Source organism: Nocardioides zeae, from assembly GCF_010686755.1.
GTDB lineage: Bacteria > Actinomycetota > Actinomycetes > Propionibacteriales > Nocardioidaceae > Nocardioides > Nocardioides zeae.
The window spans coordinates 252,887-273,856 of the sequence record NZ_JAAGXA010000001.1; the positions used below are offsets into that span (position 1 = coordinate 252,887).

18 protein-coding genes and 1 tRNA gene are annotated in these 20,970 nt (G+C 74.2%); 11 read left to right on the forward strand and 8 right to left on the reverse strand.

Translation table 11 applies throughout. The features are described from left to right. Positions 1-21 precede the first annotated feature (21 nt). The 4 genes from G3T38_RS01250 to aceE form a co-directional block, all read right to left on the reverse strand. A complete protein-coding gene (locus G3T38_RS01250; RefSeq protein ID WP_163770252.1) occupies positions 22-1,461 on the reverse strand; it encodes a dynamin family protein in 1,440 nt (479 codons plus the stop codon). Beyond that, positions 1,458-1,895, reverse strand: coding sequence for a hypothetical protein (locus G3T38_RS01255; RefSeq protein WP_163770253.1), 438 nt, complete (start codon positions 1,893-1,895; stop codon positions 1,458-1,460). The genes G3T38_RS01250 and G3T38_RS01255 overlap by 4 nt, the downstream gene beginning before the upstream one ends. Further along, on the reverse strand, positions 1,892-3,814 hold the full coding sequence (locus tag G3T38_RS01260; RefSeq protein WP_163770254.1) for a dynamin family protein: 1,923 nt from the start codon (positions 3,812-3,814) through the stop codon (positions 1,892-1,894). Before G3T38_RS01260 ends, G3T38_RS01255 begins: the two co-directional genes overlap by 4 nt. 91 nt (positions 3,815-3,905) lie before the next feature. Then, positions 3,906-6,707, reverse strand: a complete 2,802-nt coding sequence (aceE, locus tag G3T38_RS01265) for a pyruvate dehydrogenase (acetyl-transferring), homodimeric type (RefSeq protein WP_163770636.1) — start codon at positions 6,705-6,707, stop codon at positions 3,906-3,908. Between the two features lie 235 nt (positions 6,708-6,942). On the opposite strand from aceE, the gene G3T38_RS01270 reads away from it, so the two are divergent. The 5 genes from G3T38_RS01270 (at position 6,943) to G3T38_RS01290 (ending at position 11,357) form a co-directional block, all read left to right on the forward strand. Further along, complete coding sequence (locus G3T38_RS01270; RefSeq protein ID WP_338037383.1) at positions 6,943-7,383, forward strand: DUF3052 domain-containing protein; 441 nt, start codon at positions 6,943-6,945, stop codon at positions 7,381-7,383. A gap of 133 nt (positions 7,384-7,516) precedes the next feature. Then, positions 7,517-9,145: an AMP-binding protein gene (locus tag G3T38_RS01275; protein ID WP_163770256.1), complete on the forward strand. Its 1,629-nt coding sequence runs from the start codon at positions 7,517-7,519 to the stop codon at positions 9,143-9,145. A 48-nt stretch (positions 9,146-9,193) separates the two neighbouring features. Further along, positions 9,194-9,739 carry a peroxiredoxin gene (locus G3T38_RS01280; RefSeq protein WP_241728340.1) on the forward strand — a complete coding sequence of 182 codons (546 nt, stop codon included), beginning with the start codon at positions 9,194-9,196 and terminating at the stop codon, positions 9,737-9,739. Positions 9,740-9,983: 244 nt separating this feature from the next. Beyond that, positions 9,984-10,057 (forward strand) — tRNA-Val (locus G3T38_RS01285). A gap of 835 nt (positions 10,058-10,892) precedes the next feature. After that, positions 10,893-11,357 (forward strand): hypothetical protein, encoded by a 465-nt coding sequence (locus G3T38_RS01290; RefSeq protein ID WP_163770257.1) that lies wholly within the window; start codon positions 10,893-10,895, stop codon positions 11,355-11,357. Positions 11,358-11,518: 161 nt separating this feature from the next. Here G3T38_RS01290 and G3T38_RS01300 read toward each other — a convergent pair whose 3' ends face one another. Genes G3T38_RS01300 through G3T38_RS20965 form a run of 3 tightly spaced genes read right to left on the reverse strand, consistent with a single transcriptional unit; the run spans position 11,519 to position 14,102 of the window. Then, a complete protein-coding gene (locus tag G3T38_RS01300) occupies positions 11,519-12,196 on the reverse strand; it encodes a response regulator (protein ID WP_163770258.1) in 678 nt (225 codons plus the stop codon). Continuing rightward, positions 12,181-13,647, reverse strand: a complete 1,467-nt coding sequence (locus tag G3T38_RS01305) for a HAMP domain-containing sensor histidine kinase (RefSeq protein ID WP_338037384.1) — start codon at positions 13,645-13,647, stop codon at positions 12,181-12,183. Before G3T38_RS01305 ends, G3T38_RS01300 begins: the two co-directional genes overlap by 16 nt. A gap of 29 nt (positions 13,648-13,676) precedes the next feature. Beyond that, positions 13,677-14,102, reverse strand: coding sequence for a hypothetical protein (locus tag G3T38_RS20965; RefSeq protein WP_194247561.1), 426 nt, complete (start codon positions 14,100-14,102; stop codon positions 13,677-13,679). A gap of 160 nt (positions 14,103-14,262) precedes the next feature. Here G3T38_RS20965 and G3T38_RS01310 point away from each other — a divergent pair, with 160 nt between their 5' ends. The 4 genes from G3T38_RS01310 to G3T38_RS01325 are packed head-to-tail and all read left to right on the forward strand — an operon-like array spanning position 14,263 to position 18,902. After that, complete coding sequence (locus G3T38_RS01310) at positions 14,263-15,792, forward strand: AMP-binding protein (RefSeq protein ID WP_163770260.1); 1,530 nt, start codon at positions 14,263-14,265, stop codon at positions 15,790-15,792. A 16-nt stretch (positions 15,793-15,808) separates the two neighbouring features. Then, the gene (locus G3T38_RS01315) at positions 15,809-16,966 is read left to right on the forward strand and encodes a Nif3-like dinuclear metal center hexameric protein (protein WP_163770261.1); all 1,158 of its coding nucleotides are present in this window, start codon (positions 15,809-15,811) and stop codon (positions 16,964-16,966) included. Continuing rightward, positions 16,963-17,709 carry a zinc ribbon domain-containing protein gene (locus G3T38_RS01320; RefSeq protein ID WP_338037385.1) on the forward strand — a complete coding sequence of 249 codons (747 nt, stop codon included), beginning with the start codon at positions 16,963-16,965 and terminating at the stop codon, positions 17,707-17,709. Before G3T38_RS01315 ends, G3T38_RS01320 begins: the two co-directional genes overlap by 4 nt. Then, positions 17,706-18,902 carry a bifunctional RNase H/acid phosphatase gene (locus G3T38_RS01325; protein ID WP_163770262.1) on the forward strand — a complete coding sequence of 399 codons (1,197 nt, stop codon included), beginning with the start codon at positions 17,706-17,708 and terminating at the stop codon, positions 18,900-18,902. Before G3T38_RS01320 ends, G3T38_RS01325 begins: the two co-directional genes overlap by 4 nt. A gap of 24 nt (positions 18,903-18,926) precedes the next feature. Here the strand turns inward: G3T38_RS01325 and yaaA are convergent, their stop codons facing one another. Beyond that, a complete protein-coding gene (gene yaaA, locus G3T38_RS01330) occupies positions 18,927-19,703 on the reverse strand; it encodes a peroxide stress protein YaaA (RefSeq protein ID WP_163770263.1) in 777 nt (258 codons plus the stop codon). Between the two features lie 97 nt (positions 19,704-19,800). On the opposite strand from yaaA, the gene G3T38_RS01335 reads away from it, so the two are divergent. After that, a complete protein-coding gene (locus G3T38_RS01335) occupies positions 19,801-20,232 on the forward strand; it encodes a hypothetical protein (protein ID WP_206675752.1) in 432 nt (143 codons plus the stop codon). 59 nt (positions 20,233-20,291) lie between these two features. After that, positions 20,292-20,942 (forward strand): protein-tyrosine phosphatase family protein, encoded by a 651-nt coding sequence (locus G3T38_RS01340; protein ID WP_163770264.1) that lies wholly within the window; start codon positions 20,292-20,294, stop codon positions 20,940-20,942. The last annotated feature ends 28 nt before the right edge of the window (positions 20,943-20,970 follow it).

The following is a 20,970-nucleotide window of genomic DNA, read 5'->3' on the forward strand; positions in this document are numbered from 1 at the left end:
GCCCCACAGGACTGCGGCGCGTCACGACGGCGATCCTGCCACGCGGCGCGCGAGCAGCTGGTAGGACCTCGCGAGCACACGGGCCGCCTCGATCTCCGCGGGCACGACCGAGCGGGTGGCCTCCCCGGTCGCGTACGCCGCGGCGCGACGCAGCCCGTCCGCCGCCCCCGAGGCTCCGCGGACCACCCCGTCGGGATCGTCGACGACCGCCTCGAGACGGGGGACCAGCGGCGAGGCCGGCGCGTGGGCACCGAGCAGGCGCAGGGCGCGGAGCTCGGCCAGCGGGTGCAGCGCGGGATCGAGGAGCGCGGTCTCGAGACGGGCGCGGGCGTCCTCGTGGTCGGGGAGCCCGGGGACGAGGGTCGCCGCGACCGAGAGCGCCCGGATGGCCTTGATCAGGTGCGCCCGGGGCAGCAGCTGGCGCTGGATCGCGGTGTCCAGCTCGTCGACCCCGGAGGTGGAGCCCAGCCACGTGCGGAGCGCGGCGGCCCCCTCGGGGGCGACGGAGCGGCCGGCGACCACCCCGTACGGCCCCAGCGCCTCCCACAGGCCCGTCATCTCGGCGTCGCCGATGCCCTCCGGGGTGCCGATCTGGCGCCAGAGCTGCAGCAGCACGGGATCGGCCGACGCGAGCTCGCGCAGCGTGCGGGCCAGCTGCTCCGTGACGAGGCCGGTGCGCGCGGTCTGGGCGAGGAGGCCGGAGACCGGCACGACGGCGGAGAAGTCGGTGGGGTGCTCCGTCGCGATCCGGTCCGCGACGCCGCGGGCGAGGGCGAAGGGGTCGCCGCCCGCCAGGTCGCCGCTGCCGAAGAGGTCGGCCTGCGTGAGCACGCAGACGGCGTTGACGGCGGTGGCCGACAGCGAGCCCGAGGCACGGTGGAAGTCCCGCAGGAAGTCGAAGTCGTCCTGGCGCTCGGCCTCGCGGATCGCGAAGAGGAGCGCGTCGGCGTCGCCGGCAGCGGCCGTCGACGAGCCGTCGCCGAGCAGGGCCCGGCGGGTGGCCTCCTCGTTGGCGGCCGTCAGGGTCGCGAGCCCCGGGGTGTCGATGAGGGTGAGGTCGCGCAGTGCACCCGCCTGGAGGTGCACGACGATCCGACGCACCTCCTCGACGGGCACGTCGAGGGAGGCGGGCACGGCTCCGTTCTCGAGCACCAGGGGACGCGAGGTGCCGTCCCGCAGCTGCACCTCGGCCCGGTCCGGGCTGCCGTACGTGTACCAGGTGACGACCTGGGTGCACTCGCCGGCGGCGGTCGGCGCCACCCGGCGGCCGACGAGGGCGTTGACCAGGGTGGACTTGCCGGCCTTGACCCGACCGACCACCGCGAGTCGCAGCGGGGCGTGGAGCGTCTCGCGCACCTCCTCGAAGGGGCGGCGCAGGTCGGGCGGGAGGCCCTCGACCAGCACGGCCAGGAGCCGGTCGACGACCCCCGTGACCCCGCTGCGGTCGGGCGTCCCCGTCACAGGTCGGAGCCGGGGTCGTGCGCGTCGACGTCCGTCCCGCTCGCGTCGTCGGCACCACCCGACCAGGAGTCGTCCCAGTCGTCGGCCCCGGGCACGTCGAGGACGTCCGCGACACCGTCCTCCCACCCGGGGTCGGCCGTCGCGCCCGCGTCGCCCGCGTCGCCCGCGTCGCCCGCGTCGCCGGCCGGGTCGGTGGGCTCGGTCGGCTCGGTCGGGTCGTCGCCGAACACGTCGTCGTCGATCTCCAGCACGTCGAGCACGTCGTCGGCCGCCGCGTCCTCGGGCAGCAGGTCCGCCAGGTCGTCGGCGGCGTCCGGGGCCGCGTCGAGCGCGCCCTCCAGGGCCGCCGCCCACACGTCGTCGGGCACGTCCTCGAGCAGCGCTGCCCGCAGCTCGTCGACCGGGGTCGTCGTGGTCTCGTCGATCTCGCTCATGTCAGCTCCGCCACCTCCCGCCGGAGGGCGTCGAGCTCCTCCAGCACCTGTGCTCGTTGCGCGACCACGGTGTCACGTCGTCGCCGTGCGTCGCTCCTGGCCTTCTCCTGCTCGGCGGCCGACCGGGCCGCCTGGGTCTCGCTCGCCTTGATGAGGGCGTCCAGCTCGCCGATGCAGGACTTCAGGTGGTCCTCCATCGCGACGTACAGCTCGGGACGCACCTCCCGCACCACCGCGTCGACGGCGGTCGTGAGCTCGCGCCGCAGCGTCGCGACGTTGTCGTTGAGGATCGCGTTGAGCTGCGACTGCCCCTCGCGCATCCCGCGGAAGCCCATGTTGACCGTCAACCAGCCGCCGGCGATGAGGATGCCGATCGGTCCGCCCAGGCCGACGAGGGCGGCGACGTTGGCACCGAGGAACGCCGTGGTCGCCACCGAGGGGTCGAACATCGAGCTCGACGTCGCCGAGACGCGGGTGCGGATCCCGCTGCGTGCCGCCCGCAGGTCGATCGGGACGCCGAACTTCCGCTGGGGGGCCGCGTCGAGCCCGGCGAACGCCTCCGCGACGACCCGTTGGATGCCGGTGTCGAGCACGTGCTGGACGTGGCGCACCAGCACCGCGAGCTCGGCCTCGAGGGTCGAGGCGAAGCGCTGCTTCGCCGACCTGGTGCCGGCCCGCTTCTGCCCCCGGATCGTCGCGCCCAGGCGCGTCACGACGTCGTCGGCTCCCCGGTTCAGCACCTCGAGCGCCGCGTGGCGCACCCGGCCGAGGTCGCGCTCCAGCTCGAGCCGGGAGGTGCGCAGGTCGTGGCGCAGCTCGGCGAGCCGCTCACGCTCGCTCACCATCGCGTCGACGGCGGCGGGGCTGGCGCCCTCGAGCAGCGCCACCTCGCGCTCGAGACCGGCGACGGCACGCTCCAGCCCGGCGTCGCACGCCTCGAGGGCGTGGACGACCCGGGCTCGTCCCGCGTCGCCGACCTTCGCCCGCACGACCTCGGCGAGGCGCTCGAGCCCGGAGGCCTCGACGAGCTTCGCGGCGACCGCCTCGGGGTGCCGGTCCGCCTGGAGCGCGAAGGTGGCAGCGACGGGCACCATCGGCGCGTCCGCGAGCCGTGGGGCGTGGGTAGCGAGCAGCTGCCGGTTCTCCGCGAGCACCTGCTCCCAGGTCGTGGGGTTGCGGTCGGTGCGGCTCAGCACGAACACGACCGAGGCCGAGCCCGCCGCGACCTCGCTGACGAAGGCGAGCTCGGGGGCGGTGAGCACCTGGCCGCCGTCGGAGACGAAGAGCATGAGGGAGGCGTGCTCGACCGCGGTCCGGGCGCGTCGGCCGTGGACGGCGCGCAGCCCGCCGACGCCCGGCGTGTCGAGCACCGTGATCCCCGGGAGCCAGCGCGACGTCACGGCGACGCGCACTCCGACCGCCGGTGCGGCGTCCCCCTCGTCCCCGTGCTCCCCGTCGGGCGCCGGGTCGGCCGGGTGCGCGGTCGGGTGGGAGCCGACGTCCGGCTCGGGCTCGGCGGCCAGCGCGACGAGGGCGTCGGCCACGGGAGCGTGGCGGTGGCTGCCGTCGGCGAGCTCGACCCGCGCCGTACCCTCCGGCAGGTCGTCGGACGGCGGCACCACGGCGATGACGCCCGTCGTGACGACCTCGGCCGCCGTGGGGGAGACCTCGGTGCCGGTGAGGGCGTTGACCAGGGTGCTCTTGCCGCGCTTGACCTCGCCCACGACGACCACCGACGGCGGGGGCGGCACGGCGCTCACCGGCGTCATGGCCAGCGCCACGTCCTCCGTCATGCCCAGCTTCGTCAGCAGGCCGACCGCGCCGCCGAGCGCCTTCTTCTGGCTCGGCTGCAGCCGCACCCGGATGGGGTACTCGCGGGGCTCGCCCCGCGCGGCGGGAGGGCTCGGAAGGGTGCTCACGTCTGTGGGATGCACGAGGGGCCGCGGATGTTCCCGGACCGGTGGAACTTTCTCGGTCCGGGCTCCGCGGCCCCTCGTCGGTGGTGACGCGTCAGGCGTCGCCGCCCTCCTGCTTGACGTCCTTCACGGCCGTCGGGTCGTCGACGCGGTAGGCGTCGAACGCCTTCTGCACGACCGACGGGTCGATCTCGCCCGCCTCGGCCAGGGACTGCAGCGCCGCGACCACGACCGACTGGGCGTCGATGTGGAAGAACCGACGTGCCGACGGGCGGGTGTCGGCGAAGCCGAACCCGTCCGCACCGAGCACGCGGTAGTCCTCCGGCACCCAGCGGGCGATCTGCAGCGGCACCGCGGCCATGTAGTCGGACACCGCGATGACCGGCCCGCCAGCGCCGGCGAGCTTGTCGGCGACGTACGCCGTGCGCGGGGTCTCGCTCGGGTGCAGGAGGTTCCACTCCTCGGCGGCGACGCCGTCCCGGGCGAGCTCGTTCCACGAGGTCACCGACCAGGTGTCGGCGGCCACGCCCCACTCCTCGGCCAGCAGGCGCTGCGCCTCGGCGATCCACGGGAATCCGACGCCCGAGGCGAGCAGCTGCACCCGCGGCCCCTCGGCCTCCGACGTGGACACCTTGTGGATCCCCTTGAGGATGCCCTCGACGTCGACGTCCTCCGGCTCGGCCGGCTGCGCGACGGGCTCGTTGTAGACCGTCATGTAGAAGATGACGTCCTCGCCCTGCGGGTGCTGCTCGGTCGCGCCGTACATGCGCTCGAGGCCGGAGCGCATCACGTGCGCCACCTCGTAGGAGAACGCCGGGTCGTAGTGCACGACCGCGGGGTTCGTCGTCGCCAGCAGCGGCGAGTGCCCGTCGGCGTGCTGCAGGCCCTCGCCGGTGAGCGTCGTGCGGCCGGCGGTCGCGCCGATGAGGAAGCCCCGGGACAGCTGGTCGGCCATGGCCCAGATCGAGTCGCCCGTGCGCTGGAACCCGAACATCGAGTAGAAGATGTAGAACGGGATCATCTGCTCGCCGTGGGTGGCGTACGCCGAGCCCGCCGCCGTCGCGGACGCCATGGCGCCCGCCTCGGAGATGCCCTCGTGGAGCAGCTGCCCCGAGGTCGACTCCTTGTAGGCCAGCAGCATGTTGCGGTCCACCGACTCGTAGGTCTGGCCCATCGGGTTGTAGACCTTGGCGCTCGGGAACATCGAGTCCATGCCGAACGTGCGGTACTCGTCGGGGGCGATGGGCACGATGCGGGCGCCGATCTCCGGGTCGCGCATCCAGTCGCGGAGCAGGCGGACGGCGGCCATCGTCGTGGCGACCTTGTTCTTGCCGGCGCCCTTCTTGAGCTCGGCGTAGACCTTGTCGCCCGGGAGCTTGAGCATCGTGGAGCGGTTGACGCGCTTCGGCAGCGAGCCGCCGAGCTGCTTGCGCCGCTCCATCATGTACTCCATCTCGGGGGACTTCTCGCCCGGGTGGAAGAACGGTGCGGCGCCCGTCTGCTCGTAGGCGAGGTCGAGGTCGCGGTCCGAGATCGGCAGGTAGAGCCGGTCGCGGAAGCGCTTGACGTCGTCCTTCGTCAGCTTCTTCATCTGGTGCGTGGCGTTCTTGCCCTCGAGGGAGTCGATCGTCCAGCCCTTGATGGTCTGCGCCAGGATCACCGTCGGCTGACCCGTGTGCTTGGTCGCGGCGTCGAACGCCGAGTAGACCTTGCGGTAGTCGTGACCGCCGCGGGGGAGCTTGCGGATCTGCTCGTCCGACATGTGCTCGACCATGGCGCGCAGGCGCGGGTCGCCGCCGAAGAAGCTCTCCCGGATGTAGTCGCCGGACTCGACCGAGTAGGTCTGGAAGGCGCCGTCGGGAGTGCTGTTCATCTTGTTGACGAGCACGCCGTCGACGTCGCGGGCGAGCAGCTGGTCCCACTCGCGGCCCCAGACGACCTTGATGACGTTCCAGCCCGCGCCCCGGAAGTTGGACTCGAGCTCCTGGATGATCTTGCCGTTGCCCGTCACCGGGCCGTCGAGCTGCTGCAGGTTGCAGTTGATGACCCAGGTGAGGTTGTCGAGCTCCTCGCGGGCCGCGACGCGGATGGCGCCGAGCGACTCGGGCTCGGCCATCTCGCCGTCGCCCAGGAAGGCCCACACGTGCTGCTGCGAGGTGTCCTTGATGCCGCGGTTCTGCAGGTAGCGGTTGAACCGCGCCTGGTAGATCGACCCGATGGCCGTGAGACCCATCGACACGGTCGGGAACTCCCAGAACCCGGGCATGAGCCGGGGGTGGGGGTACGACGAGAGGCCCTGCCCGACGCCGTGCTGCACCTCCTGGCGGAAGCGGTAGAGCTGCTCCTCCGTGAGGCGGCCCTCGAGGAACGCGCGGGCGTAGACACCGGGGGAGGCGTGCCCCTGGATGTAGACCTGGTCGCCGCCGCCGGGGGCGTCCTTGCCGCGGAAGAAGTGGTTGAAGCCGACCTCGTAGAGGCTGGCCGAGGACTGGTACGTCGCGATGTGGCCCCCGACCTCGAGGCCCTTGCGGTTCGCGCTCGACACCATCATCGCGGCGTTCCACCGGATGTAGGCCCGGATGCGCCGCTCGATCTCCTCGTCGCCGGGGAACCAGGGTTCGCGCTCGGGCGGGATCGTGTTGATGTAGTCCGTGGAGCGCAGGGCCGGCACGCCGACCTGCTTCTCACGGGCCCGCTCGAGGAGTCGCAGCATCAGGTAGCGGGCGCGATCACGCCCGCGGTCCTCGATCAGGGAGTCGAAGGAGTCGAGCCACTCGTGCGTCTCGTCGGGATCGATGTCGGGCAACTGGGTCGGCAGGCCCTCATGGATCACGGACGGCGAAGTGGGACGCGACTGGCTGGGTCGGGGTGTCGGGTCAGCGGTCACGCCCGCCATCGTCGCACGTGTCGCAGTCACAAGAAATCTACCCGCGGGTACGTGGCCCGCTCGCGCGCGGACGCGCGAGGAGCGCGGTCGACGAGGGCGCTCGTCGGCAACTCGCGGCGCCCGTTGGGGGCGAATGGGTTGCGCGGGCTGCGGAAACCGGCTGGACTACGGGGCACGTCGCGTGCAGGCACGCGAGGACAGGCAGGACCGACAGGTCGAGACAGGTTGGGAAGTGGAGGGTTCAGTGAGTGCGACGTCGGGTGGAGGTTCCACCCAGACCGCCGGTGCCGCGGGCAACGCGGCGAGCCGGCTGGGACTGACGGTCGGCGCGGTCGTCCAGGAGCTCGGGTGGGACGAGGACACCGATGACGAGCTGCGGCAGGCGATCGAGGACGCGATCGACGGCGACATGGTGGACGGCGACGACGGAACGGTCGTGGACGCCGTCGTGCTGTGGTGGCGGGCCGACGACGGCGACCTCACCGACGGTCTCGTCGACGCCCTCGCCGATCTCGCGGCGGGTGGCGTGATCTGGCTCCTGACCCCGAAGGTCGGCCGGCCGGGGGCCGTGGAGCCCGCCGACATCGCCGAGGCCGCGGACACGGCGGGGCTCACCCAGACCACCACCGCCACGGTGAGCCGTGAGTGGAGCGCCGTGCGCCTGGAGGCGCCCAAGCAGGCCTGACCCCGCGCCCGGTGTCGCCCGCCGTCCTCGGAGAGGCGATGGTGCGTGTTCTGTAACTCAGAGTGACACTTCCTGTTCACATCTGGGGACCGCCTCGCTAGTGTGACGCGCAGGCGATCGGAAGGAGCGCGGCGTGGGCGCAGTGCGGGCGAAGGTGGCGGATGCGGGCACGAGCCTGCGCGTGCTGGCGGGGGCCGGGATCGTCCGGCCCTACTCACCGCGGGTGCTCGCCGGGATGCTCGGCACCCTCCGGTCGTGGGGCACCAGTCCGGCGGGCGGCTTCCGCACCGCGGCTCTCCGCTGGCCCGACGAGGTCGGCGTGGTGGACGAGCGCGGTGCGCTCACCTGGGGTGAGCTGCACCGCCGCACCAACGCCCTCGCCGCCGCGATGCGCCAGGAGGGGGTGCGGGCCGGCGACGGCGTGGCCGTCATGTGCCGCAACCACCGGGGCTTCATCGAGGCCTCCGTCGCGGCCAGCAAGCTCGGCGCCGACGTGCTCTACCTCAACACCGCCTTCGCCGGGCCGCAGCTCGTCGACGTGCTGGAGCGCGAGGCGCCGCGGATCGTCGTGCACGACGAGGAGTTCACCGAGCTGCTCGCCGCGGCGGACGTCGAGCACCGCGTGCTGGCCTGGGTGGACGGGGACGACGGCGGCGCACCCGGCCGGGGGGACGGCGTACGCACGCTCGAGGAGCTCATCGCCCGGGGCGACGAGGCGGAGCTCGAGCCGCCGGCGCGCGAGGGGCGCACCATCATCCTGACGTCGGGCACGACCGGGACGCCGAAGGGTGCGCCCCGGCCCCAGGGCGGCGTGCCGGCTGCGGTCTCCCTGCTGTCGCGGATGCCCCTGCGCTCGCGCTGGCGCTGCTTCGTGGCGGCGCCGCTCTTCCACACCTGGGGCTTCGCCCACTACCAGCTCGCGATGCTGCTGGGCACGACGCTGGTGCTGCGCCGCCGCTTCGACCCGCGGGAGGCGCTCGCGGTGCTCGCCGAGGAGCGCTGCGACTCGTTCGTGGTCATCCCCGTCATGCTCCAGCGCATCCTCGCCCTGCCGGCCGACGTGCTCGACGCCCACCCGTTGCCCGACCTGGCCGTCGTGGCGTCCTCCGGCTCGGCCCTCCCCGGCGACCTCGCGCTCACCTGGATGGACCGGTTCGGCGACAACCTCTACAGCACCTACGGCTCGACCGAGGTGGCCTGGGCGAGCATCGCCGACCCCCAGGACCTGCGCGAGTCGCCGACCTCGGCCGGCCGGCTGCCGCACGCGACCGTCGTCAAGATCCTCGACGAGAAGGGCGCGGAGGTGCCGCCGGGCGAGCCGGGCCGGATCTTCGTCGGCAACGACCTGCAGATCGAGGGCTACACCGGGGGCGGCACTAAGGAGGTCGTCGACGGGCTGATGTCGTCGGGCGACGTCGGCCGCTTCGGGCCCGACGGCCGGCTCTACGTCGAGGGTCGCGACGACGAGATGATCGTCTCCGGCGGCGAGAACGTCTTCCCCAAGGAGGTCGAGGACTGCCTCGCCCGTCACGCCGACGTCGCCGAGGTGGCGGCCGTGGGCGTGGACGACGACGACTTCGGCAAGCGGCTGCGCGCCTTCGTCGTGCTCGTCGACGGTGCCGACGCCGACGAGGAGTCGCTGAAGGACTGGGTCAAGCAGAACCTGGCGCGCTACAAGGTCCCGCGCGAGATCGTGCTGCTCGACGAGCTGCCCCGGAACGCGACGGGCAAGGTGCTCAAGCGCGAGCTCGACGCGGGCTGAGGACGGTGCCGCTCGGGTCCGGCCGACCACGGTGGGAGGATGGGCGGCATGTTCCCGATGAGTGACGACGTGCGCGCGACGACGCCGTGCGGCGGCGCGGGCGGTGGGTGCGAGGTCGGCTCCGCGCTCCCGGTCGGCGCCGCGGCGCCGGACTTCGCGCTGCGCGACCAGTTCGGCCAGACGGTGCGGCTCTCCGACTTCCGCGACCGCAAGGCGGTGGCGGTGCTCTTCATCCCGTTCGCGTTCTCCGGCGTCTGCACCGGAGAGCTCGGAGCCGTGCAGGCCCGGTTGGCGTCCTTCCTCACCTTCGACACGGAGGTGGTCGCCGTCTCCTGCGACCCGGTGTACTCCCTGCGGGCCTTCGCCGAGCGAGACGGCCTCGACATGACGCTCCTCTCCGACTTCTGGCCGCACGGGGAGGTCTCCGCGGCGTACGGCGTGTTCGACAGCGCGCGCGGCGCTCCGCGCCGATCGTCCTTCGTGGTGGACCCCCGGGGCACCATCAGCTGGGCGGTGCACAACGACCTCCGCCAGGGGCGGGACCTCGACGCCCACCTCGCCGCGCTGCAGCAGGCGGTCGGCGAGCCCGTCTGACGTCCCACGATCGGTTCGACAGGTCTGGACCACCGGACCGGGACGTGTCGCATCGTGAGACGAAGGATGGCGTCGACGTGAATTCGTTGCCGTGACGATGCATGATCGTCATGTCGCGCCGCCGGAGACCCGAGACTCCGGCGGCGCGACACTTGCATTTCCGGACCCCCCGCCGCCCGAGCGGGCACGCACGCGTGCCGGGGCCGCTCGCGGGGTCGCGGTCCCGTAGGCTGAGCGCCGCTGCGGGCGAATAGCTCAGTTGGTCAGAGCGTCCGGTTTACACCCGGAAGGTCGGGGGTTCGAGCCCCTCTTCGCCCACTCCCGTGCGGTCCTCCAGCAGGCGGGCGAGCCGCTTCTTCCTGCGGTTCTCGCGCACGATCCAGGCAACGTCCGGGTCGTCCGTGTCCAGGGCCAGGAGCATCGCGAGCCCCGCAGCCGGAGCTGCTGCGACGGCGACGCTCCAGCAGTAGCCGAGCGCCTGGCGCAGGACGCGCGTGGCGGGGCGTGCGCGCAGGTCGGCGGGCAGGCCCGCGACGTGCTCGGTGGCCCGACGGCAGGCGGCGAGGGCGGCTGCGGCGGCAACCGGGGTGCGCAGCAGCCGGGGTTCGCAGATCGCAGCGACCGCCGCGCGCTGCACCAGGAGGTCGCCGTCGTCGACCCACCGCTGCACCAGCTCGACGAGGCCCTCGGGGTCCTCGTCCCCGCGGAGCTGGAGGCCGAGCACGACGCCCTCGCGGACCCGCCAGCGCTCGTCCGCGGCGAGGGACCGCGCACGGGACTCGCCCTCCGTCCCACCGCGGCGGGCGAGTGCCGCGGCGGCACACATCGCGGCGTACTCCGTGCCGGCGGCCAGCAACGCCGCCACCTCGGCGGGGCCGGCGACGGTGGCAGCCGCCTGCACCAGCGTGACGTCGGCGCGCCGGCCGGGGAGCCCGGAGCGGGCCTCGAGGAACCCCGGCCATGCCGCGGGGTCGAGGCTCGTCAGCGTGCGCTGCGCCGCCGCTCGGTCGGACATGGTGGGGACCGTAGCGGTCGCGTCCGGGCACGTGAGAGCTCTCTCACGGACGGCTCACGCGGCGCTCACCGCCGGCGAGCACGGTTGCTCCCACCAGCAGGCCCGCCGTGTGCGCGGGCCACGACGAAGGAGCCCCGCATGCTCATGAAGGTCATCCTCCCCGGGTTCGTCGCCCTCATGGGCGTGATCGGGGCGGCGATGCTCGCACTGCCCTCCGTGGGTGGTCCGGAGACGACCCGCACGGACGTGGTCGGCTCGGCGGCCAGCACCACGACCGGTACGGCGGCGGCGACCGGCTCGCCGACCCCGGAGCCCACCGCGTCGACCGACCCCACGGCGGTGCCGACCGCCACCCCGAGCGCCGAGCCCGGCGACGACCGGGCTCACGGTGACGACCGGGCTCACGGTGACGACCGGGCCGAGGCGCGACCGTCGGCACCGGCCACGACCTCGTCCCCGCGCCCGGTGGGCCCGCCGCCCGCCGCCGTACCGACCCGTGACGACGACCACGACGACGACGGGGACGACGACGGGGACGACGACGGGGACGACGACGGGGACGACGACCACGACGACGGGGACGACGACCACGACGACGACTGACCCACCCCCGAGCCGTGGGGCCCCCCCCCCCGCCCAACCGGCGGGGGGGGGCCCCCCCCCGGGGGGGCCCCCCCCCCCCCCCCCCCCCCCCCCCCCCCCCGCGCGGGGCCCCCCCCCCCCCCCCCCGGGGGGGGGGGGCCCCACGACCCGTGTCGGGACCGTCAGCCGTTGAAGCGGTAGCCCATGCCCCGCACGGTGCCGATCGCCCCGGCGCCGAACTTCCTGCGCAGGTAGCCGACGTACACGTCGACCACGTTCGAGCTCGGGTCGAAGTCGAGGCCCCACACCGTGTCCAGCAGCTGCTCGCGCGAGAGCACCTGGCCGGGGTTGCGCAGGAACACCTCGGCGAGCGTGAACTCGCGGGCGGACAGCTCGAGGGTGCGGCCGTCGACGGAGGCCCGGCGGGTGCGGAGGTCGAGGGTCACCCCGCCCGCGGTGAGCACGGAGCCCCGCCCGTCGTCGCCGCCCGCGCCGGAGCCGGCGTTGCGCAGCCGCACCCGCACCCGCGCCTGCAGCTCGCTGAACCGGAACGGCTTCGGCATGTAGTCGTCGGCCCCGCCGTCCAGCGCGGAGACGGTGTCGGTCGCGGAGTCGCGGGCGGTCAGCACGATGACGGGCATCCGCGATCCCTGGGAGCGGAGCTGGTCGAGCACCTCGAAGCCGTCCATGCGGGGCAGCCCGATGTCCAGCACCATGAGGTCGAACGTGCCGCTCAGGGCGTGGTCGAGCCCGTCGACACCGTCGCCGACCACGGTGACGCTGTGGCCGTCGGCCCGCAGGCCCTTGGCGACGAAGGACGCGATCCGGCTCTCGTCCTCGACGATCAGGATGCTGGCCACGCGGGCTCCTCTCGGGTCGGGATCGTCAGCACGAACATCGCACCGGTGCGCGGGGCCCGGGTGACGGTGACGTCGCCGCCGTGGGCGGCCGCGATGGCCGCCACGATCGAGAGGCCCAGGCCGAACCCCTCGTCGTCGGCGGGCACGTGGCTGCGCCCGAACCGCTCGAAGATGCGCTCGCGGTCCGCCTCGGGCACGCCGGGTCCGCTGTCGCGCACCCACAGGCGCACCGTGCCGTCCTGCGGGGCGTCCCACCCGAGGGCGACGACGTCCCCGTCCGCGGTGTGCTTGACGGCGTTGTCGCAGAGCTGGAGCAGCGCCTGCGTGAGGCGCTGCTCGTCGGCGTCCACGACCGGTGGCGCGACCTCCGCGGTCGGTACGTCGAGGGTCCAGTCACGGGCTCCCAGCGCTCGCGCCTTGGACAGCACGGTGGTGACCAGGTCGGCGACGTCCACCGGGGCGGTCGTCAGGAAGTCCGGCCGGTCGCTCTTCGCGAGCAGCAGCAGGTCGCCCACGAGGCGCGCCATCCGGTCCACCTCGTCGAGCAGGAGGTCGCGTGTCTCCCGGGCCTCGGGGGAGCCGGTCTCGAGCAGCTCGAGGTGGCCCCGCAGGATCGTGAGCGGCGTCCTCAGCTCGTGCCCGGCATCGTCGAGGAACTGCCGCTGCCCGGTGAAGGCGGCCTCGAGCCGGGCCAGCATGCCGTTGACCGTGCGGGTGAGGTCGGTGATGTCGTCGTTGCCGGTCTGGGGCACCCGGCGGGACAGGTCGGTGCCGCTGATCTCCTCCGCGCTGCGGCGCAGCACACGGAGCGGACGCAGGAGCCGGCCGGACTGCCAGGACGCCGCCCCCACGACGAGCAGCAGGGCGGCGAGCGCGACGAGCGTGTAGGTGCGCACGGTGTCGCCGAGCTGCTGGTGGGCCACGTCGGTGTAGGTCACGACGACCAACGCTCCGCGGGTCGTGACGCCGTCCGCCTCCACCGAGGCGGGTTGCACGGTCAGCAGGAGGGGCTGCCCCTCGATGGTGGCGCGCACCGAGCCGCCGTCGGCGACGAGGGGGCTGACCGCCGCTGCGAAGGCGGCGGTGCCGGCGACGTCCTCCGGCGAGCCGCGCTCGGCCTGGTCGATCCGCGCGCCGTCCTCCCACCAGCCGACGAGCTTCTCCTCCTCCGTGGGCACGTTGCGCTGCACGAACCCGTAGAGGAGGTCGGCCACGCCCACCGGCGCGACGCCGGTGAGGGGGTCCTCCGCGCCGGGCAGGTGGTAGGGGCCCGCCGTCGTCGCGAGCCGGCGGAACTCGTCGAGCTCCTGCTCGACGGCCTGCACGTGCGCGGTGTCGATGCGGCGGTCCTCGATGACGTAGAAGCTGAACCCCGCACCCGCGAGCGCCAGGGCGACGAGCACGGCGACCGTCGTCGTGATGCGGAGGCGCACGGACAGGCCCGGGCGCACGGCACGGGGTGTGGAGGCAGGCGACGGGCTCAGTCGTCGTCCCCGTCGTCGTCCCCGTCGTCGTCCCCGTCGTCGTCCCCGTCGTCGTCCCCGTCGTCGTCCCCGTCGTCGTCCCCGTCGTCCCCGTCGTCCCCGCTGTCGTCGTCCTCGTCGTCGCCGTCGTCCCCGCCGTGGTCGTCGCTGTCGTCGTCCTCGACGGGCTGCGGGCCGGGCAGGACGTTCTGCGGCTCGGAGGTGGGGGCGGCCGGGGCGGTCGTCGCCGGCGCGGAGGACGCGTCGGTGGGGGAGGGCGACGCCGTGGCGTCGGTCGTCGGGGAGTCCGCGGTGGGCGTGGCGGGCGCGACCACCGGCCCGACCTGCGGGTCGGGGCTCTCGGCGGCCAGCACGCTGACGCCGAACCCGCCGACCAGGAGGCCCACGGTGACGCCGAGCAGGATCTTGAGGAGGGAGGACATGGTGCGGCCGATCCTGCCGCAGGTCGGCGGAGGAGCCCAGCACCATGAGAGGACTCTCATCGTGGGGCCGTGCACCCGGGCGGCAACAGTGTCGCAACCCGTCGGGTCCTAGGGTGGTCGGCGTCACACCACGACGCCCCACCACGACGAGGAGGCCCCGGTGATCGTCCCCCTGAGCGTGCGCGACTTCATGGATCGCGCCACGACCGTCTACCCCGACCGGATCGGCGTGGTCGACGAGCCGGACCAGCCGGCGCCGTCCCTCGGCACCCTGACGTACGGCGAGCTCGGGGACCTCGCGGCCCGCCAGGCAGCGCACCTCGACGCGCTGGGTGTCGGGGTGGGGGACCGGGTCGCCGTGGTGTCCCACAACAGCGCCCGCCTGCTCACCTCGTTCTTCGGGGTCGCGGGCTCGGGTCGCGTGTTCGTCCCGGTCAACTTCCGGCTGCGCCCGGACGAGGTGCGCTACATCGTCGAGCACTCGGGTGCGCGGGTGCTGTACGTGGACCCCGAGATCGACGAGGCGCTGGCGGACGTCGCCTGCGAGCACCGCTACGTGCTGGGCCAGGACGAGCACCTCTACGCGCCGGAGGGTGCGGAGCCGCGCCCGTGGGAGCCCGACGAGTCCGCGACGGCGTGCATCAACTACACGTCCGGCACGACCGCGCGCCCCAAGGGCGTGCAGATCACCCACCGCAACATCTGGGTCAACGCGACCACCTTCGCGCTCCACGCGGGGGTCACCGACCGCGACGTCTACCTGCACACGCTGCCGATGTTCCACGCCAACGGCTGGGGGATGCCGTTCGCCACCACGGGCCTGGGCGTGCCGCAGATCGTGCTCCGCAAGGTCGACGGGGCCGAGATCCTGCGGCGGATCGAGGAGCACGGCGTGACCTTCCTGTGCGCGGCTCCCGCGGTCGTCGCGTCGGTGCTGGAGGCGGCCCAGACGTGGGACGGGCCGGTGCCGGGACGCGACCGCGTCCGCGTCATCGTGGCCGGCGCCCCGCCGCCGACCCGCACGGTCGCGCGGGTGGAGGAGGAGCTGGGCTGGGAGTTCATCCAGATCTACGGCCTCACCGAGACGTCGCCGCTGCTCACCGTGAACCGCTCGCGTGCCGAGTGGGACGACCTCGAGCCCGAGGAGCGGGCCGCCCACCTGGTGCGCGCCGGCGCGCCGGCGCTCGGGGTGCGGCTCTCCGTGGACGAGCACGGCGAGGTGCTGGCGCGGGGCAACCAGGTGCTCGAGGGCTACTGGCAGCAGCCGGAGGAGACGGAGAAGGCGCTCGCCGGCGGTTGGTTCCACACCGGTGACGGCGGCACCCTGGAGGACGGCTACCTCACCATCAACGACCGCAAGAAGGACGTGATCATCACGGGCGGCGAGAACGTCTCGTCGATCGAGGTGGAGGACGCGCTCTTCTCGCACCCCGCGGTCGCCGAGGTCGCGGTCATCGGCGTGCCGAGCGAGAAGTGGGGCGAGACCATCAAGGCCCTCGTCGTGCTCGCCCCCGACACGTCCGCCGACGAGGCGGAGCTGATCGCCTGGTGCAAGCAGCGCCTGGCGGGCTACAAGGCCCCCACGTCGGTGGAGATCCGCGACGAGCTGGCGCGCACCGCGACGGGCAAGCTGCAGAAGTTCAAGCTGCGTGCGCCGTACTGGGAGGGGCAGACCCGCCAGGTGAACTGACGGCTACGGTACGCCCATGACGACGTTGGGCGATGTGGTCGACCTGCTGCACGCGTGGTTCCCGCCGGGCACGGCGGAGGACTGGGACGCGGTGGGGCTCGTGTACGGCGATCCCTCGCGCAGCGTGCGCAAGGTGATGTTCGCGGTCGACATCGACGAGGCGGTGGCCGAGGAGGCCGCGTCGTGGGGCGCCGACCTGCTCGTCGTGCACCACCCGCTCTTCCTGCGTCCCGTCCACGGCTTCGCCGCCACGACGCCGAAGGGTCGCACCCTCAGCCGGCTCGCCGAGGCCGGGTGCGGCCTGCTGGTCGCGCACACCAACGCGGACCAGGCGGTCGGCGGCGTCTCCGAGGCGATGGCCGTGGCGCTCGGGATCGCCGACCTCGCGCCGATCCTGCCCGGCCCGAGCGAGCCCTACGACAAGGTCACCGTGCTCGTGCCCACCGACGCCGCCGCGCCCGTGCGGGCGGCGATCGCGGAGGCGGGGGCCGGGGCGATCGGCCACTACGACCACTGCACCTTCTCGGTCGCGGGCCAGGGCCGCTTCCGTCCGCTGGACGGTGCGCAGCCCACGATCGGGACGGTCGGCAGCATCGAGCTGGTGGACGAGGAGCGCGTCGAGGCGATCCTCCCGCGCCGGCTCCGCCGGCAGGTCGTCGCCGCGCTCCTGGCGGCGCACCCCTACGAGGAGCCCGCCTACGACGTCGTCGAGCTCGCCGACCCCCACGCCCTCATGAGCGGCACGGGGCGCGTCGGCGTCGTCGAGCGCACCACGCTGCGCGACTTCGCCCAGGCGGTCGCCGACGCCCTGCCGGTGACCGCCGGCGGGGTGCGCGTGGCGGGCGACCCCGACCGCTCGGTGCGCCGCATCGCCGTGTGCGGCGGTGCGGGCGACGGCCTGCTCGACGGGCTCGTCGGCAGCGACGTGGACGTCTACGTGACGAGCGACCTCCGCCACCACCGGGCGGCCGAGTTCGTGGCCGAGGACGGTCCTGCGCTCGTCGACGTCGCCCACTGGGCAGCGGAGTGGACGTGGTTGCCCGTGGTGGCGAAGCGCGTCACCGACGCGCTCGGCGATAGTGTGGAGACGCGCGTCAGCACGCTGCGCACCGACCCGTGGCAGTTCCGCGTGGACCCCTCCGACCCGTCCGACCGCTCTGAGAGGAGCGCGTGATCAAAGCCGATCCCTTCGCCCAGCGGAAGCTGCTCGACGTCCAGGCCCTGGACTCCCGTCTCGACCAGCTGAAGCACCGCCGCACCCACCTGCCGCAGCTCGCCCGGCTCGAGGAGCTCGCCGTGAGCCGTCGCGGTGTCGACGACCAGGCGCGCGACGCGCGGATCGCGGTGGACGACCTGGCGCTCGAGCAGCGCAAGGCCGACGCCGACGTGGAGCAGGTGAAGGCCCGCCGTGCCCGTGACCAGCAGCGCATGGACGCCGGCCTCGTCACCAACCCCAAGGACCTCGAGCGCATGCAGAACGAGCTCGTCTCCCTGGAGCGGCGCATCAGCTCCCTGGAGGACACCGAGCTGGAGATCATGGAGCGGCTCGAGGCGGCGCAGGGTCGGCTCACGGCAGCCGAGACCCGGCTCGCGGAGATCGACGCCGAGGCACAGGCGCTGGCCGCCGAGCGCGATGCGGCCTGGGCCGAGCTCGACACCGAGCTGGAGGCGGTCGCCGCCGAGCGTGCGCCGCTCGTCGAGGACCTGCCGGCCGACCTGCTGGCGCTCTACGACAAGCTCCGCCAGCAGAAGGGCGGCATCGGTGCCGCCGAGCTGCGGCGGCGGGAGTGCGGCGGCTGCCGCCTGACCCTCGACAACGCCGAGCTCGCGGTGATCAAGGCCGCCAGCGTCGACACGGTCGTGCGCTGCGAGGAGTGCTCGCGGATCCTCGTCCGCACGGGCGAGTCCGGCCTGTGACCTCCGCGGGTCCCGCCGCGGGGCCTGCCGCTGGTCCGAGCGCTGTCGTCGTCGAGGCCGACGGTGGGTCCCGGGGCAACCCGGGGCCCGCGGCGTACGGTGCCCTGCTGCGCGATGCCGCCACCGGTGCGGTCATCGCCCAGGACGGCGCGACGATCGGTCGGGCGACGAACAACGTGGCGGAGTACTCGGGCCTCATCGCCGGGCTGGAGCTGGCCGCGGCGTACGCGCCCGGTGCCCGGGTCGAGGTGCGCATGGACTCCAAGCTCGTCGTCGAGCAGATGGCGGGGCGCTGGAAGATCAAGCACCCGGACATGAAGCCGCTGGCGGCGCGCGCGAGCGCGATCGCGCCGCCCGGCACCGTGTGGACCTGGGTGCCGCGGGCCGAGAACGCCGCCGCCGACCGCCTCGCCAACCAGGCCCTCGACGGCGTGCGGTCGGGCGTGGAGGTGCTGGCCGCCGTGGCTGCCGTCGCGCCGGACGAGCCGGAGGTCACCGAGCAGGTCGACGCGGCCGAGCAGCAGGCCGCCCCGGTGGCGCCGACGACCCTCGTCATCGTGCGGCACGGCGTCACCGCCCACACCGCCGCGAAGCGCTTCTCCGGCGGGCTCGCCTCGGCGAACCCGCCGCTCGTCGAGGAGGGGCGCGCCCAGGTGCGCGCGACCGCCGACTGGCTGCGTCCTCTCGCCGACGAGGCGGCCGCGGTGGTCACCTCGCCGGTGCGCCGCACGCGGGAGTCCGCGGAGATCCTCGCCGCGGCGCTCGAGGTGCCCGTCGTCGAGGAGGCGGGTTTTGCGGAGATGGAGTTCGGGGCGTGGGACGGGCTCACCTTCGGCGAGGTGCGGGAGCGTCACCGGGCCGACCTCGACGCCTGGCTCGGGTCCCTCGACGCCCGTGCCGGTGGGGAGCGCGGCGAGTCCTTCCGCGGGGTGGAGGAGCGCGTGCTCGCGGGACTGCAGCGGGTGCTGGAGACCTACCGCGGCCGCACGGTCGTCGTGGTCTCGCACGTCACGCCGATCAAGACGCTCGTCGCCCATGCGCTGGGGGCGCCGCTGACGGCGCTCTTCCGCATGGAGCTCGCGCCGGCGTCCGTGACCGTCATCAGCCACTACCCGGGCGGGCGCGACGGCGAGGACACGGCCAGCCTGCGCCTCTTCAACGCGCGGCCCGGCGACGGTCCTCTCGGGGCCTGAGCGCCGGACGGTCCGCCGGCGGCGTCAGAGCTCGGCGACCACCACGTCGAGCTGCGTGCCGCGGGCCGTCGGGGCGCCCTCCTCGACGTACCAGCCGAGGTCGCGCAGCTGCGTCGCGAACGCGGCCGGCGTCCGCGGGGTGCCGCCGTCGGTCAGGACCGCCCGCACGATGCGGCCCTTCGTCGCCTTGTTGAAGTGGCTGACGACCTTGCGGGTGCCCTGGTGCTCGTGGAGCACGCGCACGGTGACGGTCCGGCGGGCCACGTCGCCCTCGGGGCGCCAGAACGCGGCGTACGTGCCCGACCGCAGGTCGACGAGCACGCCGGAGCCGACGCCCTCCGCGACGGCCTCGCCGAGGTGCCGGCGCCAGTGGGCGGCGACGGACCCGAGGCCCGGGAGGGTGGTGTCGCCGGAGAGCCGGTACGACGGGATCCGGTCGGCGAGGCGGACGAGCCCGAACACGGACGACGTCACGGCCACCCGCCGCAGCCGGCGGCGCGCCGGGGCGTCGAGCGTGGCGGCGTCCAGCGCGTCGTAGACGACGCCGGTGTAGATCTGCTCGGCCCGGGCCGTGGGGGCCGTCCGGAGGTCGGCGTTGCGGGTCGCCAGCCCGGTCTGCGTGGGGCCCAGGCCGAGCACCTCGGCCGCGGCCGCGGGGTCGGCGGAGCACAGTGCGACGAGGGCGTCGAGCGCTTCCTCCCGGCCCGGGGTGAGCACGGGGAAGGACAGCGAGCCGAGGTCGAGCGGCTTGCCGCGGGTCGGCGCGGACTTGCCCTCGCTGGGCGGCAGGAGGAGGAGCACGACGCGCCACTCTAGGGCCCGACCGGGTACGCCGCGTCGCCCGGTTGAGCACCGGTGCTCAGTCCCGCGGGGGTCGCCCCGGCGTAGGAATGTCCCCATGTCCACGAACGCCACCAGCGCGACCCCTGCCCGCCCCGACCGCCGCCCCCTGCGCGACCTCGCCTGGGGGCTCGGCGTCGCCGTCCTCAGCGCCGCGGCGTGGTTCGGGTGGATGGGCTGGGACGACGAGTACCAGGTCGACACGGCCACCAACCAGGTCAGCGGGCCCTACGAGGCGTGGCAGGTGGTCGGCTGCGTGGTGACCCTGCTCGTGGTGGGCGTGGTCGCGGCGCGGTGGTGGCGGCCCTTCGCCACGGCGACCGTCCTCTCCCTCGCCTTCACCGTCGCCTGGTCGGTGACGGCGGCCGCCGAGGACGACACCGGTCTGTGGGGGGTCGGCGCCGTCCTGGTGCTCGTGGGCACCGCGGCGGCCTCGCTGCTCGTCGCCGCCGTCGTCGCGGCGGTCGCGACGGCGCGGGAACCGCGGTGAGGTCCGCCGCGTCCCACCCCCACGCGCGCTGGTGGGCACCGGGGACAGGAGAGCACGAGATGGACGGCACGCCGGAGACCGGGGACCGACTGCAGTGGGCCGACGCCGACACGGTGACGGACTTCCTGCTCGTCGGCGGCGACCTCGCCACCGACGAGGTGCGGGCCCTGGCCCAGGCCGACGAGCTGACCGCCGCGGGCGTCACGCACGTGCTCGACGCCCGCGCCGAGGCGGCCGACGGCGACGTGTGGGAGGCGTTCCCGGGCGTGACCTACCACTGGGACGGCATCGAGGACGCCGGGCAGCCGGTGGGGCGCGCCTGGTTCGACGCGGTCGCGACGTTCGCCCGCACCGCGCTCGCCGCGCCGGGCGCCCGGCTCCTCACCCACTGCCACCTCGGGGTGAACCGCGGACCGAGCGCCGCCTACGCGGTGCTGCTCGACCGGGGCTGGGACCCCGTCGACGCGTTGGACGCCATCCGCGGGGCCCGCCCGGTGGCGGCGGTGGCCTACGCGGACGACGCCCTCGACTGGCACCTCGCGCGTCGGGGTGCGGGGTGGTTCGAACGGCGCCGTACGCGCGCCCGGGTGGAGGAGTGGCGCCGGGACCACCCCCTCGACGTCCCCGAGGTCCTGCAGGCGGGGCTTGCCGCGCGGCACGCGGGGGAGCGGGGCTGGAGCCTGGGTACCGGGGTGGCGGTCGGCGCCTGACGACGCTCGCGAACCGGGCGGCTCGGGT